This window comes from Pseudomonas sp. MM227 (genome assembly GCF_947090715.1).
In the GTDB taxonomy this organism is placed as follows: domain Bacteria; phylum Pseudomonadota; class Gammaproteobacteria; order Pseudomonadales; family Pseudomonadaceae; genus Aquipseudomonas; species Aquipseudomonas baltica.
The window spans coordinates 2,434,226-2,448,477 of sequence record NZ_OX352319.1 but is presented as its reverse complement, the minus strand read 5'-3'; the positions used below and the strand labels follow the sequence as shown (position 1 = coordinate 2,448,477).

General features: G+C 65.2%; 12 protein-coding genes. 6 read left to right on the top strand and 6 right to left on the bottom strand.

Going from position 1 to position 14,252, the window contains the following annotated elements:
• Positions 1-49: 49 nt before the first annotated feature.
• The 6 genes from ONG87_RS11035 (at position 50) to ONG87_RS11010 (ending at position 8,442) form a co-directional block, all read left to right on the top strand.
• Positions 50-1,030 carry a hypothetical protein gene (locus ONG87_RS11035; RefSeq protein WP_264381231.1) on the top strand — a complete coding sequence of 327 codons (981 nt, stop codon included), beginning with the start codon at positions 50-52 and terminating at the stop codon, positions 1,028-1,030.
• Between the two features lie 17 nt (positions 1,031-1,047).
• Positions 1,048-1,779: a molecular chaperone gene (locus ONG87_RS11030; protein ID WP_122477911.1), complete on the top strand. Its 732-nt coding sequence runs from the start codon at positions 1,048-1,050 to the stop codon at positions 1,777-1,779.
• A gap of 126 nt (positions 1,780-1,905) precedes the next feature.
• The gene (locus tag ONG87_RS11025) at positions 1,906-2,532 is read left to right on the top strand and encodes a response regulator transcription factor (RefSeq protein WP_122477913.1); all 627 of its coding nucleotides are present in this window, start codon (positions 1,906-1,908) and stop codon (positions 2,530-2,532) included.
• A 366-nt stretch (positions 2,533-2,898) separates the two neighbouring features.
• Entirely contained in the window at positions 2,899-3,525 is a 627-nt protein-coding gene (locus ONG87_RS11020; RefSeq protein WP_122477914.1) for a response regulator transcription factor, read from the top strand.
• Positions 3,525-7,145: a transporter substrate-binding domain-containing protein gene (locus ONG87_RS11015; RefSeq protein WP_264381230.1), complete on the top strand. Its 3,621-nt coding sequence runs from the start codon at positions 3,525-3,527 to the stop codon at positions 7,143-7,145. The genes ONG87_RS11020 and ONG87_RS11015 overlap by 1 nt, the downstream gene beginning before the upstream one ends.
• A gap of 88 nt (positions 7,146-7,233) precedes the next feature.
• Positions 7,234-8,442, top strand: coding sequence for an EAL domain-containing protein (locus ONG87_RS11010; RefSeq protein WP_264381229.1), 1,209 nt, complete (start codon positions 7,234-7,236; stop codon positions 8,440-8,442).
• 350 nt (positions 8,443-8,792) lie between these two features.
• Here the strand turns inward: ONG87_RS11010 and modC are convergent, their stop codons facing one another.
• The 6 genes from modC to ONG87_RS10980 all read right to left on the bottom strand — a co-directional run bounded on the left by modC (position 8,793) and on the right by ONG87_RS10980 (position 14,001).
• On the bottom strand, positions 8,793-9,872 hold the full coding sequence (gene modC / locus ONG87_RS11005; protein ID WP_264381228.1) for a molybdenum ABC transporter ATP-binding protein: 1,080 nt from the start codon (positions 9,870-9,872) through the stop codon (positions 8,793-8,795).
• 4 nt (positions 9,873-9,876) lie between these two features.
• The gene (gene modB / locus ONG87_RS11000) at positions 9,877-10,557 is read right to left on the bottom strand and encodes a molybdate ABC transporter permease subunit (protein ID WP_264381227.1); all 681 of its coding nucleotides are present in this window, start codon (positions 10,555-10,557) and stop codon (positions 9,877-9,879) included.
• Complete coding sequence (modA, locus tag ONG87_RS10995) at positions 10,557-11,306, bottom strand: molybdate ABC transporter substrate-binding protein (RefSeq protein ID WP_185793278.1); 750 nt, start codon at positions 11,304-11,306, stop codon at positions 10,557-10,559. Before modA ends, modB begins: the two co-directional genes overlap by 1 nt.
• Before the next feature lie 115 nt (positions 11,307-11,421).
• Positions 11,422-12,264, bottom strand: coding sequence for a bifunctional DNA-binding transcriptional regulator/O6-methylguanine-DNA methyltransferase Ada (gene ada, locus ONG87_RS10990; protein WP_264381226.1), 843 nt, complete (start codon positions 12,262-12,264; stop codon positions 11,422-11,424).
• Between the two features lie 73 nt (positions 12,265-12,337).
• The gene (alkB, locus tag ONG87_RS10985) at positions 12,338-12,997 is read right to left on the bottom strand and encodes a DNA oxidative demethylase AlkB (RefSeq protein WP_264381225.1); all 660 of its coding nucleotides are present in this window, start codon (positions 12,995-12,997) and stop codon (positions 12,338-12,340) included.
• Positions 12,994-14,001, bottom strand: a complete 1,008-nt coding sequence (locus ONG87_RS10980) for a glutathione S-transferase family protein (RefSeq protein WP_192059570.1) — start codon at positions 13,999-14,001, stop codon at positions 12,994-12,996. Before ONG87_RS10980 ends, alkB begins: the two co-directional genes overlap by 4 nt.
• Positions 14,002-14,252: the final 251 nt, after the last annotated feature.

Sequence of the window (14,252 nt, the reverse complement as noted above, 5' to 3'; positions counted from 1 at the left end):
TTTCTGCTCGCGATTTCCTGGGATGTGTCTCTCAAGCGCATCGGCTAATTTGCCTATCACGTATCGCAAGGGCACCGAGCATTCGGCGCCCGACGTCCGCGACCAGTTCTATATTCGTATGCCTGCGCCGGTGACGGTACAGGTGCGCAGTGAGGCAGGCGATACGCATGATGTGGTGTTCACCACGACCCGCCATAGCCACTTCACACGGACCTCACCAGACGGCCCTCCCAACACCACCCCGCACAATGGCACTTGCGCCCTCAACGCCGTGGCATCGGATATCACCTGGGCGGCTGCGCTCTGGCGGCTGCGCAGCACCACCAGCGGCGCCGGTTGCTATTCGAGCAGTCACCAAGGCAGTCCCGGAGACTTGCGCAGCAGTATGGTCACCGAGTTCGGCATCCTCTATACCCTTCAAACCCCTTCGCCATTCAGAATGAAGAATGGCCGCTACACCGGTGAAGTCACCTTCACCGTGGGCAACGGCGGGCAGATCGACCTGGGCAACCAGGTGACCGAACTCAACGACGACACCCTCACCGTCAAGTTCCAGCTCGACGTGCAGCACCCCTTCATCGTGGAAACCCCGCCCGGTTCCGAGCTGGCCGTGCTCGAACCGCAGGGCGGCTGGTTGAACTGGAGCGGCGGCTCGCGGACGCCACCGCGCCTGTACCGCGACCACCCCCTGCGACTGTGGTCGGCGGGCCCGTTCAAGGTGCATACCCTGTGTGAATTTCCCATGGCTGACCAGTGTGCGATCCGCAACCCCGGCGACGACCACCGGGTGCCCGTGGAGGTCGCTCTGTCTCTGCCCAGCGGCGCCGAGCACAACGGCGCACCGGCGCGGCGAGTTGCGCTGCCGGTGGAGGCGGTGAACGCCCTGGAGTTCGACGCTCAGGCACCGCTGCTCAATCGCCCGGGCATGCTGCATTACCAGGTGGTGCAGCCTTACGTCGCGCAGATGATGCAGCGCGCCGGAGCTCGTTATGAAGGCTGGGTGCGGATTGTCTTCGATGCACAACTGTAAACAAGGAGATCCAACCCATGCACAAGACCCTGGGGGCATTGGCCCTGATGATGGCCAGTAGCGCCGTGCTCGCCGGCCCCGAGCTCAATATCGGTGCCTTCTACGACTATCTGGAAGGCCCGCGCAGTACCTTGGTCAAGCGCGTGCGCAACGGCGGCGATGCCACCGCATTCGTCAAGGTCGAAGTGGTTGAAATCATTCATCGCCCTGGCCAGCCCGATCTGGAGCGATCCCTGGAAGGCTTGCCCGTGGCCGAACGGCCCTTGATCGCCAGCCCGGCGCGGTTGATCGTGCCGGCCAACGGCATGCAAAGCGTGCGCTTGCTGCACCGTGGCGAGCGCCAGCAGGAACGCTACTTTCGCGTGCGCTTCATGCCAGTGATGCCCACCGGCAACGACGACTTCGCCATGACCGACCAGCAGGCGCAGCAGTATCGCGAGTCGCTGCGAGCCGGCGTGCAGGTGCTTTCCGGTTACGGTGCGTTGCTCTTCGTACAGCCGCAGGACACCCGCTACGCCACCGATATCCGTGAAACCCCCGGCAGCCTCCAGGTGCGCAACGACGGCAACGCCACCATCGTGATGGACCACTTCAACGACTGCGATCGCAGCGGCAAAAGCTGTGCAACCGCCACCCTGCATCACGTACTGCCCGGCCTGGAAAGGCGTTTCGACAAGCAACCGGGGCGCACCTACAGCTTCGAGCTGATCGAAGGTCAGGCGCGGCGAAAGGTGATCAGTGAAGGGTAGGGTACACACAGTCGGAAACGCCCTGCGCACACTGGAGCATCTGCCTACATCGCAAACGGAAAAGTCCGAATTTGTGCCACTGGCCGATGCGCTATACAACACTCACCCACTCCAAGGAGGTGTTACATGCGCAAGGCATTGATCGTGGATGACCATCCGTTTATTCGCGCCAGTGTCAGGACGCTGCTGGCCCAGGAGCTGCAGTACCAGGTCATCGAAAGCGGCAACAGCACCGAAGCGGTGCGGTTGTATCGCGACGAGCGGCCGGACCTGGTCATCCTCGACCTGTCGATGCCCGGCCTCGACGGCTTCGATGTGCTCAGGCGCATGAGGGAATCGACCTCGCCCGGCAAGATCATCGTGCTCACCTCCATGCCTCCGGGCTACTACTCGATGCGCAGCATGAAAGCCGGTGCGACCGCTTTCGTCTCCAAATCCGATGCGCTCGACCAGCTGCGCAAGGCAATCGCCGCGGTGCAATCGGGATACACCTATTTTCCGGACTGCACCGACGTGTCCCTGGGCCGCGCGGACAGCGACAGCGCCGAGGCGGCACGAATCTCCAGCCTCACCGACCGCGAGATTCTGGTGCTGGTGAACCTGGCCAAAGGCCTGTGCAATCAGGACATCGCCCACACCATGCTGCTCAGCCACAAGACCGTCAGCACCTACAAGATGCGCATGATGCGCAAGCTGCGGCTCAACTCGGTGATGGAGATGACGGACCTGGCCAGGCGTCACGAATTGATCTGAGCCCCGTGCCGAAACGGTCGGCTCCGTAGGAGATTTCGCCGAAAGCTTGGGAAATGTCCGACTTCAATGTCACCCCGGCGCGGCAATACTGCCGCCGCCGAACAAGGAGGGCGACACGGGCACGGACATCCTACGGTGTGCGGGAAAATTTCCTTCAGGTATCCCGGAACCTTCCCATCGCTAATTCAGAATTTGACGACCGACTTCGGCCTGAATTTACGGAACACTCCTACGGTAGATGGCCTCGTCTGCGCTTGACAGCTGTCTCCTGATCCAGAACCAACAGAGTCGATGCAGAACGCTGCAAAGGAAGCCCGCGCCGGGCATGCAAGCGCCGTCCCGCGCTCACGCACTCAGGAGAAAGACATGCGTACAGCACTGATAATCGATGATCACCCGTTCATTCGATCGAGCGTCAAACTCTTGCTCAAACAGGAACGCTTCAGCGTGGTGGCGGAGGCCCAGGACGGTGTCGACGGAGTCCTGATGGCAAAGACTCACCACCCCGACCTGATCGTCCTGGATATTTCCCTTCCCGGGCTGGACGGCATGGAAGTCATCGCCAGAATCAAGGAGCTGGGAACCAGCAGCCGGATCGTCATTCTCACTTCCCAGGCCGCCGAGCACTTCTCCCTGCGCTGCATGAAGCTGGGCGCCATGGGCTATGTGTCCAAGCGTGATGACCTCAACGAGCTGCGCAAGGCGGTGACGGCCATCGGCTCCGGGTTCACCTATTTTCCGGTCGTGGCTTTCAGCTCGGTGCGCAGCAGTGACGGGCTGGGCAGCGAAACCGAATGCATTGCGCGTCTGACCAATCGCGAGCTGACCATCCTCCAGCACCTGGCTCGCGGGCTGAGCAACAAGGCCATCGGCGAATTGATGCTGCTGAGCAACAAGACCGTGAGCACCTACAAGTTCCGCCTGATGGACAAGCTGCAGATGAGCTCGCTGGTGGAACTGGCCGAGCTCGCCAAACGTAACTTCCTGGTGTGATGAGCCTGATCGCGTGGGTCGGCCGCAGCACTCGCTGGGTGCTGGTGTGGCTGGCCGGCACAGCACTCGCCCATGCCCAGCTGCTGCCGTTGCACGGACGCTCGCAGCCCGAGCCGGCCTGGTTCGAGCGGTTGCACATGCAACTGGCCGACCGCGACCGACAGTGGCTGCGCGCACGACGCGTTTTGCGCGTCGCCGTGAGCCGTCCGGACTACGGCCCTTTCGACCTTTCCGCCAATGGCGGCAGCTATGAGGGAATCAGCGCCGACTACCTGGCGCTGGTGGCTCGGCTGCTCGAACTGGATGTCGAGGTGCAGGCCTATCCTTCCCGCGAGCTTGCGCTTGCCGCGCTCGAAGCGGGCGAGGTGCAAGTGTTGGGCACCACCAGCCGCCGTGAAGCATTGCGCCACGGCCTGCTGCTTTCCGACGCCTACATACAGGATCGGCCCGTGCTCGCCATGCGACCCGGCCAGTCGCTCGACGCGACCGCGCCGCTGCGCGTTGCCCTGGTGCGCGATCACGTCGCGGCGAGCGAGGTCCGCGAACGCTTTCCGGAGGCCCAGCTGCAATTGCATCCGACACCCTCGAACGCCCTGGCAGCGGTGGCCTATCAGCAGGCCGATCTGTTCGTCGGTGGCGCGCTGGCGGTGTTCCACCAGGCCGACGGCAGCCAGCTGCCCGGCCTGCGCCTGCAATCGGCCGAGGGCATTGGCGGCAATGCTTTCGGCTTCGCCGTGAACCCACGCGATGCGCGTCTGCTGCGGCTGCTCGACAAGGCCCTGGCGGTGGTGCCCGACGAGGCCCGGGCGGCCATCGCCCGGCGCTGGAGCGTCGAGCGCCCGCGCGTGGCGGAACCGGCCGCAATGCCCCTGACCGCCACGCAGCGCCAATGGCTGGCCGGGCGTACCGAACTGCGGGTGCTGATGGATCCGCGCTTCGTGCCGGTCAGCTACCGTGACGATCAGGGCCGCTTCGCCGGCGTGGCCGCCGACGTGCTGCACCAGATCGCGCGGCGCACCGGGCTCGCCATCGAGGTGATCGAAAGCACCTCGCTCACGCGCATGAGCGAAATGATCGAGCGCGGCGAGGCCGATCTGATCGCCGCGATGATTCCCAGCCCGGAGCGCCAGACTCGCCTGGCGTTCAGCCGCGGCTACCTGAGCAGCTCCCCGGTGCTGGTCACGCGCGAGGGCGGGCGCGAGCCGGTTTCGTTGGAGCAATCGGCGGGCAAGCGGGTGGTGCTGGTGGAGGGCAGCCTGCTGCATGAGTGGCTGCAGGAACACTACCCCTCGATCGACCGCCTGCGCGCGGCAAGCTCCGCCGAGGCCCTGGCCATGCTCGACCGCGGTCAGGCCGACGCGGCGGTGCTGCCATTGATCGCGGCGCGCTACATGATCGCGCGGCAGTACCGTGGTCGGCTGCGCGTCAGCGCGGCGCTACCGGTGGCGCCGGTACATTTCGCGTTCGCCGTCTCGCCCCGGGCCCAGGTGTTGCAGTCGATCCTCGACAGCGCCCTGCAGGACATTCCGCCGCCACACATGAGCGAGCTGACGCGCCATTGGCGCACCGAGATGATCGTCGCCGATGGCCTTTGGCAACGTTACCGCGGGGCCATCATCCAGGGGTTCGCCGCCGCCTCGCTATTGTTGCTGCTGGCACTGGGCTGGGTCAGCTACCTCAAGCGTCTGATCCGCCAGCGGGTCGATGCCGAACGGGCCCTGACCACACAGCTGGAGTTCATGCGGGTAATGATCGACGGCACACCCCATCCGATCTACATCCGAGATCGCCAGGCACGCCTGATCAACTGCAACACCAGTTACCTGCAAGCCCTGGGTGTGACCCGCGAGGCGATCCTGAACAAGCCGCTGACCGGCTATGGCCTGCTCGAAGAACGGCACGCCCAGTTGGCCCAGGACGCTTATCTGCAAGCCATGGAGCACGGCGAGCCAGTGGTCGAGGATCGCACGCTGACCTTGCCGTCGGGCGAGGTGCTGATCATTCACCACTGGATGCTGCCGTACCGCGGCGGCGACGGACGAATCCAGGGTCTGATCGCCGGGTGGGTCGACATCACCGAGCGCCAGCGCCTGTGCGAGGCGTACCGAGACGCCCAGGCGCAGGCCGAAGCGGCCAACCAGGCCAAGACCACCTTCCTGGCAACCATGAGCCATGAAATCCGCACGCCGATGAACGCCGTGCTGGGCATGCTCGAACTGGCCCTGAAGAAAGCCGAGCAGGGCATGCTCGACAAGCCGGCGCTGGAGGTTGCCTCGCAGTCGGCCAACGGTCTGCTGGCGTTGATCGGGGATATCCTCGATGTCACGCGCATCGAGGCAGGTCGCCTGGAACTGCTGCCGGCGCCGTGCCAGTTGGGGCAACTGGCCGGTGAAACCGTGGGGCTGTTCCAGGCCCAGGCGCGGGAGAAATACCTGCGGCTCAAGCTGGAGGCGCTCGGTGCCCCCGACACCTGGCTCAGCGTCGACCCGGTGCGGTTCAAGCAGATCATCGCCAACCTGCTGAGCAATGCCATCAAGTTCACCCGCGAGGGGCAGGTCTCGGTGGTGCTCGGGGTCTGGCCGCAGGCGCACGGCGCGCGGGTCGAACTGAGTGTGGAGGACAGCGGGCAGGGCATTGCCCAGGCCGACCTGTTGCGCTTGGGCGCGCCTTATCGACAGGCCGCCGGTGGCGGCGGCAGCCGCGTCGGTGCCGGTCTGGGCTTGAGTATCTGCCGCAGCCTGGCCGACCTGATGGGTGGCAGGCTGGAATTGCACAGTGTGCTTGGCTGCGGCACGCGGGTGCAGCTGCAGTTCGACGCGGTGCCTGGCGCGAACGCACCGCCGTCGGCCGCTCGCGAGCCTGCGCGCATTGACCTGCCGGCGTTGCAGGTGCTGGTGGTCGACGACTACCCCGCCAATCGGGTGCTGCTGGAGCGCCAACTGACTTTTCTCGGCCACCGCGTAACGGTAGCCGAGCACGGTGCCGCCGGGTTGCGCGCCTGGTTGCGCGGCGCCTACGACGTGGTCATCAGCGACTGCAACATGCCCGGCATCAATGGCTATCAGTTGGTCAAGGCGGTGCGTGAGCACGAACGGCGCAAGCATCAGGAACCGTGCCTGTTCCTCGGTTGTACGGCGAATGCCCAGATCAGCGAGCGCCGCCGTTGCCTGCAGCAAGGCATGGATGACTGCTTGTTCAAACCGTTGAGCCTGGAAACCCTGGCACTGCACCTGGACCCGCACCGCGCCCGCCGCATGCTCGGTGCGCCGGAAGACGACGTCGACCTGGGCAGTCTCGATCAGCTCACCGGCGGCGATGCCAGCCTGTTGCTGCGCCTGCTCGATGATCTGGCCGAGAGCAACCTGCAGGACCTCAAGCGCCTGCATTCGCTGTCTCAGCCCTACCAGACCGGCGAAGTCGCCGACCTGGTGCACCGGATCAAGGGCGGGGCCCGCATCGTTCGGGCGCGACGCCTGCTGGCGGCCTGCGAAGCCTTGGAACAGGCCTGCACGGCAAGCTCTTCGGTTGAGCGGATGCGGCGTGGCGTCGACGATCTGGCAGCGGCCATGGTTGGCCTCGATGACTACCTGGCACGGCACGGCACATCCGGCAAACCGTAGGAATTTTCCGATGCGTATTGGGAAATTGCCTGCATCCCGGTCATTGCACGGAGTTGAACATAGGCATGAAGAAACAGGGGAAGTGATCGTGTCAGACATCAAGCCAACGGTGTTACTCGTCGAAAGTCATGGGTTCCAGCGTGCGATCGCGGTGCAGATGCTCAGCCAGTTGGGTTGCTCGTGCGTGTACCAGGCGCAGACCAGCGAGCAGGCGCTGCAGTTGCTGCGCGAGCACCAGCCCATCGATGTGCTGGTGTGCAACGTCGACGTACTGGGCGTGGGTGCATTGCGCATCATCCAGGAAGCGGTTACCCGCAAGCGTGTGCGCGCCGTGCTGATCGGCGGCGGGATCGAGCCGGAAGTGCGCACCGGGCTGTACCAGTGGGTATCGATGCTCGGCCTGGAGTACCTGGTCGACGCTGGCAGCCCGTTGGACTTCAACCGCTTGCAGCGATTCTTCGAGGCCTTGAACACGCCTCGCGGCGCGCTGGTGCCAGCGCCTGCAAAGGTGCGGATCGGGCGCGTGGAGGTGCAGGCGGCGATCGCTGGCGGGCAGTTCGAGGTGTGCTTCCTGCCGCGCTGCACGGTGGCCGACGGACGCATCCGCAGCGTCGACGCGCAACTGAGCTGGCAGCATCCACGCCACGGCCTGCTGGCCATGCCGCAGTTCTGCCCGGCGGTAGAGCGGGCCGGGCTGGGCAATGCGTTGCTGCTGTACATGGCCGAGCAGGCGGTCGAGGTGCAGCAGCAGCTTGCCCAAGCCGGATTGCAGGTGGGCCTGAGCCTGGGTATGCGGCTCGAACAGCTCGGTCACCAGCCGCTGATGAACGAGTTGCTGGGCATATTGCGTGGGCACCTGACCGGCAAGCACCGCGTGGCACTGGAGCTCAGCCATGTCGGCCTGGCCCGGCCCAAGGCGGAATACCTGGAAACCCTGTTGCGCGTGCGGTTGATGGGCTGTGACCTGGGCATGCAGGGGTTCGGTTTCGGCGGTGCCTCGCTGCAGCGCCTGTGTCAGTGGCCGATCAACCAGCTGCGTCTGGCGTCACCCTTTCTGCTGGAAGCCCCGCACCAGTCGCGCCATTTGGCGGTGGTGCAGCACATGTCGGTCGCCGCGCGCACCCTGGGTATCGAACTGACGGTGGCCGGGGTGCAGAGTGCGGTGCATCACCTGCTGCTGTTCGACCTTGGCTGCCTGCGCGGACAGGGCGATTACTTCGCCAAGCCGCTGAGCGCCGACGCTCTGCGCGAACGTCTCCGGCAACCGAAAACGCTGCAACCGATACGCCGGGAGTAGCCCCGTCCGCGTGCGCAAGACCTGTAGCAGCGGCGCAAGCCGCGTCCGGGTGCGCTGCGGAGTGTCAGGTGGATCGCATGCGCAGATGACGCGGCTAGCGCCGCTGCTACAGGGGATCGCGGTCCGTAGCAGCGGCGCAAGCCGCGTCCGGGTGCGCTGCGGAGTGTCAGGTGGGTTGCGTGCGCCGATGACGCGGCTCGCGCCGCTGCTACAGGGGATCGCGGTCTGTAGCAGCGGCGCAAGCCGCGTCCGGGTGCGCTGCGGGGTGTCAGGTGGGTTGCGTGCGCCGATGACGCGGCTAGCGCCGCTGCTACAGGGGATCGCGGTCTGTAGCAGCGGCGCTGCAGTGCTCAGGCCAATACCGCCACGGCCTTGATCTGCGCCCACGCCTGCAGGCCCGCCACCACCCCTAACTGATCCGCCGAATAACGGGTGATTCGCGCCAGGATCACTGTCTCGCCGGCGCGCAGACTCAGCTGCACGTGGGCCGGATTGTGCGCTGTCGACACCTGCTCGACGGTGACGGCGAAACGATTGAGGATGCTGCTGGCGTCGTCCGGGCTCAGGCTGAGGCTGACGTCACGGGCCTGGATCTTGACCCGCAAGCGGTCGCCAACCGCCCGAGGGGTATGGGCGACGCGCAACGGTTCGACGGCCCCCGGCAGTTGCAGGGACAGCAGCTGATAGACCGGATCGTAGCCGCGGACCGTGGCCTGCACTACCACACCGGCGTCGGCTTCGCGCGCCATGGGCAGATCGAGGCGCTCCAGCGTCGGCCCCAGCGGCCCGCTGCCCAGCACGCGGCCGTGCTGCAGTACCACCAGATGGTCGGCCAGTCGCGCGACCTCATCCTGGGCATGGCTGACGTACACCACGGGAATGTCCAGTTCGTCATGCAAACGTTCCAGATAGGGCAGGATCTCGGCCTTGCGGCGGCTGTCCAGCGCCGCCAGCGGCTCGTCCATCAGCAGCAGCCCGGGGCTGGTCAGCAGCGCGCGGGCGATGCCGACGCGCTGCCGTTCGCCGCCGGACAGGTTGGCCGGCTGGCGTTCCAGCAGATGTTCTATGCCAAGCAGGTCGCACGCCTGATCGAGCGCGACCTTGCGTTGACCAGGCTTGATCCGCCGCCAGCCGTATTCAAGATTGCCGCGCACCGACAGGTGCTCGAACAGGCTGGCTTCCTGGAATACATAGCCGAGCGCACGTTTGTGCGGCGCCAGGAAAATTCCCCTGGCGCTGTCCTGCCAGACCTCGCCATTGACTTCGATGCAGGCATCGGGCGCTTTCACCAACCCGGCCAGGCAGCGCAGGCAGGTGGTCTTGCCGGATCCGGAGTCACCGAACAGCGCGCTGACACCACGTCCGGGCAGTTGCAGGTCGACGTCCAGCGAAAACGCGCCATAGGTCATGTCGATACGGGCACGGATCATTCCATCAACTCCACGCCGAGCGCGATTGACGGCCGCGGTGCAGCAACAGCAGCACGGCGAAGGAAAACACCAGCATGGCGCCGGCCAGCCAGTGCGCCTGGGCGTATTCCATGGCTTCGACATGGTCGAAGATCTGCACCGACACCACCCGCGTCTTGTCCGGTATGTTGCCGCCGATCATCAGTACCACGCCGAATTCACCCACGGTATGGGCAAAGCCCAGAATGCTGGCCGTGACGAAACCAGGCTTGGCCTGCGGCAGCACCACGGTGAAGAAACAATCCCAAGGGCTTGCACGCAAGGTCGCGGCCACTTCCAGAGGTCGCTTGCCAATGGCCTTGAAAGCGTTCTGCAAAGGCTGGACCACGAAAGGCATGGAGTAGATCACCGAACCGATCACCAACCCGGTGAAGCTGAACACCACCGAGCCCAGACCCAGCGCTTGCGTTGCCTGGCCGATGAAACCGTGCGGGCCCAGCAGCAGCAACAGGTAGAAGCCGATGACCGTCGGCGGCAATACCAGGGGCAGGGCGACCACTGCGCCGACAGCACCGCGCCAGGGCGACGCGGTGCGCGCCAGCCACCAGGCAACGGGCGTACCGACCAGCAGCAGAATCACCGTGGTCAGGCTGGCCAGCTTCACCGTCAGCCAGATCGCACCCAGGTCGCTGGCGTCCAGCGGCATCAGATCTGGTAGCCGTACGACTTGATGATGGCCGCAGCTGCCGGGCCTTTCAGGTATTGCATGAGCGCCTTGGCGGCTTCGCTGTCACGACCTTTGTTGAGAATCACCGCGTCCTGCTTGATCGGATCATGCAAGGCCGCCGGGACGATCCAGGCCGATCCTTGCTCGACTTTGCCATCCTTGTAGATCTGCGACAGTGCCACGAAACCCAGCTCGGCATTGCCGGTCGAGACGAACTGGAAGGCCTGGGTGATGTTCTGGCCTTCGACCAGTTTGGGCTGGGTGGCCTGGGTCAGGTTCATCTTCGCCAACACCTGGGTCGCCGCCAGCCCGTAGGGTGCAGCCTTGGGGTTGGCGATGGACAGGTGCTGATAGCTGTTGCCCTTGAGCACGGCGCCTTCGGCGTCGACGTAGCCAGGCTTGGCCGACCACAGCGCCAGGGTGCCGGTGGCGTAGGTAAAGCGTGAGCCCGGAACGGTTTCCTGCTCGCTTTCCAGTTTTGCCGGGGTGCTGTCGTCGGCGGCCAGGAACACTTCGAACGGCGCGCCGTTCTTGATCTGGGTATAGAACTGGCCGGTCGAGCCATAGGCGGCGACGAGCTTGTGCCCGGTGTCGGCCTCGAAGGCTTTGGCGATGGCCTGTATGGGGGCGGTGAAATTGGCGGCGACAGCCACCTGTACCTCATCGGCGTACGCACTGTTGAGGGCCATGGCGGCGCCGAGGGCAAGCAGGCGGGTGGTGAACTTCATTGGACGGCGCTCTGTGGGAAAAAAGACTACCGTCATATAGCAAAATATATAGCGCTTTGCCAGTCCTGCACGCTGGTGTCTGCAGCCTGCGAGAAGTCCACTGACGAGATCGACGTCAAGGCGTGTCAGGCCGACGCTCGCGCTCGAGCAGTTCGCGCTTGCGCTCGATACCCCAGCGGTATCCGGAAAGCCCACCGTCGGTGCGTACCACTCGATGACAGGGCACCGCCACGGCCAGGGCGTTCGCCGCGCAGGCCCCGGCCACCGCACGTACCGCGCTCGGCGCGCCGATGCTGGCCGCAACCTGCGCGTAGCTGGCGGTAGTGCCCGGTTCGATCTTGCCCAGCGCTTGCCATACCCGTTGCTGGAAAGCCGTGCCGCGAATGTCCAGGGGCAAGTCCAGACCCGCCCTCGGTGCCTCGATGAAGCCCAGCACCTTGGCCACGATCGCTTCGAAGTCGGAGTCGGCGCCTATCAGTGCTGCCTTGGGAAAGCGCCGTTGCAGATCATCGAGCAAGGCTTGCGGCTCGTCACCCAGCAGGATCGCGCACACACCGCGCTCGCTGCAGGCCACCAGCACCGCGCCAAGGCTGCATTGGGCAAGGGCGAAATGGATCGAAGCCTTGCTGCCCCCTTGGCGGAAGGCCGCCGGGGTCATGCCGAGCATGCCGTTGGCGGCCTCGTAGAACCGCCCGGATGAATTGAAGCCGCTGGCGTACAGGGTTTCGGTGACGGATTTGCCCTGCTGAAGCTGCTCGCGGACCTTCTGCGCCCGTCGGGCACTGGCGTAGCTGCGCGGCGTCAGCCCGGTCACGGCCTTGAACACCCGGTGGAAGTGCCATGGGCTCAAGCCGGCCCGTTCGGCCAGCGCGCTCAACTCGGGCGGAGCGTCGCTGGCCTCGATCTGGCGGCAGGCGGCGGCAACCAGTTGGCTGTGGTGAGCGGTAGGGGTGAGCATGGCGCGATTCCGTGGATCGTCGAAGCAGCCATGTTAGCCGTTGCTGCGGGCGCTGACACTCCGCTGCTTGCGCTCAGCCAGCCTTGCGCAGGGTGAAGTTGATCCGTTGTGGGCCCATCACCGGGTGCACGCCTTCCTTGAGCGGCAGCACGCCGTGAAAGCGCAGACGGTCGACACCGCCCCATACCATTACATCGCCGTGCAGCAGGGGCACGCGCAGCGGACGGTCGCTGCGCTGCAGGCCGCCGAGCTGGAACATCGCCGCGAGGCCCAGTGAAACCGAAACGATGGGCGCGCCGTAGTCACGCTCATCGCGGTCCTGGTGCAGGGACATCCTGGCGCCCGGCACGTAGCGGTTGAGCAGGCAGGCATCGGGTATGAAATCATCGAAACCGGCCGCTGCCGCTGCTTCCCGAGCCAGCGTGCGCAGCACCTCGGGCAGCACCGGCCACGGGCGGCCGGTGAGAGGATCGTCGCTGACGTAGCGATATCCTCGCGCATCCGTGCTCCAACCGAACTGCCCGCAGTTGCTCAACGCCACCGACATGGTGTGCCCACCGGGCGTTTCCATGCGCCGAAACGGGGCTGCCTTGAGCACTTCGCGCAAGGCCGGCAGGATGTCGTCCAGCCAGGGCAGGGCGAAGCCACGCAGGACGAAGGTCTGCTCGCCCAGGGATTCGCGACGACTGGGTTGTTGTGGCTCATCGAACAGTGAGGACTGCACCGGGCTCACCCCTCGCCGTGTTGCCAGATACCCCGGCCGTGAAGGCGCTCACGGTCATGCGCAGCGTTGAAATCCTGCGCGGGCCCCTTGGGCACGATACCGGTCGGGTTGATGGTCGGATGACTGGTGTAGTAGTGGCCTTTGATGTGTTCGAAGTCCACCGTCTGGGCGATGCCCGGCCATTGGTACAGCTCGCGCAGCCAGTTCGACAGGTTCGGGTAATCGGCGATGCGCCGCAGGTTGCACTTGAAGTGTCCGTGGTACACCGCGTCGAAGCGGATCAGGCTGGTGAACAGGCGCCAGTCGGCTTCGGTCAGGGACTCCCCGGTCAGGTAGCGCTGGGTGTCCAGCGTGGCTTCGAGGCGGTCGAGTTCGGCGAATACATCGTCGAACGCACTGGCGTAAGCCTGCTGCGAAGTGGCAAAGCCGGCGCGATAGACGCCGTTGTTCACATTCGGGTAAACCGCGTCGTTGACGCGGTCTATGGCTGGGCGCAGCGACTCGGGATAGAGGTCCAGGCGATTGCCGGTGAGGGCATCGAAGGCGCTGTTGAACATGCGAATGATCTCGGCCGACTCGTTGCTGACGATACGGCTCTGCTGCTTGTCCCACAGCACCGGCACCGTGACTCGGCCGGTGTAGCGCGGATCGTCGCGGGTGTAGCGTTCGTGCAGGTAGCGCAAAGGCTCGAGGTGATCACCGCTCGAGCCTGTCTGGCTGTCGAACGTCCAGCCGTGCTCGCCCATGTGCCAGCTCACCACCGATACGTCGATCAGCGTTTCCAGGGCCTTGAGCTTGCGCACGATCAGGGTGCGATGGGCCCACGGGCACGCCAGCGAGACGTACAGATGGTAGCGACCGGCTTCGGCCTTGAAGCCGCCCTGGCCACTGGGGCCGGGTTGTCCGTCGGCGGTGACCCAATGGCGGCGCTGCGAGGTTTCGCGCTGAAACGCGCCGTCCTCGCTGCTTTCGTACCACTGGTCGTGCCAGCGTCCTTCGATCAGCAAACCCATGGTCGTCTCCCGAGTGCGTATCGGCGAACTGTATCACGCTGCTCCGCCGCAGCGGCCCATACCGGGTGTGCCGCCGACGCGGCTTGCGCCGCTGCTACATGGGTATTCCGGGCACAGCGCGTGTACCGCTGACGCGGTTGCGCCGCTGCTACACAGGTATTCCGGGCACACCGTATGTACCGCCGACGCGGCTTGCGCCGCTGCTACATGGGTATTCCGGGCAGGGGGGGCGCCGTCGCGGCGGCATGAAC